Here is a 581-nt window from a genome sequence, read left to right on the forward strand (position 1 = left end):
GCAAGGGGGCCTCGGACGATGGCGAAATCGAACTCTGTTCGATCATGACGCCTGCATTTCCTTCCCTTGACGCGTCCCCTACCCGGCATATCGAGATCGTCTTTTGGGACTTCTCTTACTTTTTTTGTAACTTTTCCATCAGGTCGGCAAAATGTCAAACGGAGTCAGCCGGCAGCTGGAATGAATCCGGTCCAACCTCACCATGTTCGGTGATGACCGCGTCGAAGCCGTCCATGGCTGAGAAGAAGGCGCGCTTGAGCTTGCCGATCTTGCTGCTGTCGACGACGAGATAGTTCTCGCGCGCCAGGCCCATCACCTTCTGCTTCACCACCGCCTCGTGAAAATGCTCGCAGGTGGCGCCGCGTTTGGCATCGACGCCGGCGGCCGACAGGAAGGCGGCGTTGATGCCGACGCTCTTCAAGATATCGAAATCATGCGTGCCCGAAAAAGACGCCGATGCGGGATGATAGACGCCACCCAACATGATGATCGTCACATTGGCCTTGCGGGTCAGGCGTTCCGCCACGTTCATGGCGTAACATATTGCCGTTATTTGATAATTGTCGGGAATGAGGTCGATC

Annotated in this window: 1 protein-coding gene; it reads right to left on the bottom strand. The window is 55.9% G+C overall.

Annotated features, from left to right (window positions below; all coding sequences use genetic code 11):
- Positions 1–154 precede the first annotated feature (154 nt).
- Positions 155–581, bottom strand: a 427-nt coding sequence (locus tag EN935_RS39405; protein WP_245489189.1) for a DeoR/GlpR family DNA-binding transcription regulator, incomplete at its 5' end; no start/stop codon positions are given.

Source organism: Mesorhizobium sp. M7D.F.Ca.US.004.03.1.1, assembly GCF_003998635.1.
Classification (GTDB): domain Bacteria; phylum Pseudomonadota; class Alphaproteobacteria; order Rhizobiales; family Rhizobiaceae; genus Mesorhizobium; species Mesorhizobium loti.